Origin of the sequence: Brucella sp. 22210 (genome assembly GCF_052045675.1) — a bacterium.
Taxonomy (GTDB): Bacteria; Pseudomonadota; Alphaproteobacteria; order Rhizobiales; family Rhizobiaceae; genus Brucella.
The window spans coordinates 1-606 of the sequence record NZ_JBQEPD010000155.1 but is presented as its reverse complement, the minus strand read 5'-3'; the positions used below and the strand labels follow the sequence as shown (position 1 = coordinate 606).

Genomic DNA, 606 nt, shown 5'->3' with positions numbered 1-606 from the left:
GGCCTGACGCCGCGCAACCTGGCCTATGTCATCTACACCTCCGGATCGACCGGACAACCAAAGGGTGTGATGAACGAGCATGGCGGCGTCGTCAATCTGGCTCTGGCGCAAAGTCGTGCCTTTACCATCAAACGGGGTAGCCGCGTGCTGCAGTTCGCCGCCGTCGGCTTTGATGCCAGCGTGTGGGAAATCGTGATGGCTCTCAGCAACGGCGCTGCCCTGTGCTTTACCACGGCGGGCGTGGTCCAGGTGGGCGCCGCCTTGATCGAGACGATCAATCAGTATGATATTACCCATGTGACATTGCCGCCAGTGGTATTGTCGGCTTTGCCTGAAGGCTCGACGCTCAATTCAGTCCGCACGCTCGTGGTGGCCGGTGAAGCGCCATCGGCAGCGATGGTGGAGCGATGGGCACCGCGTCGCCGTTTCATAAACGCCTATGGCCCGACGGAGGCGACGGTCTGCGCGACCATGCACGAGTGCCGTACAGACGAGATGGGTAGGCCGCCGATTGGCCGTCCGATAGCGAACACGCAGGTTTATGTTCTGGACGGGCATGGAGCACCGGTTCCTGTGGGTGTTGCGGGAGAGCTCTATATCGGTGGT

Annotated in this window: 1 protein-coding gene; it reads left to right on the top strand. The window is 61.2% G+C overall.

Features of this window, described 5'->3' with window-relative positions:
- On the top strand, positions 1–606 hold a 606-nt coding region (locus ACTJKP_RS27115), incomplete at both ends, for an AMP-binding protein (protein WP_440632866.1).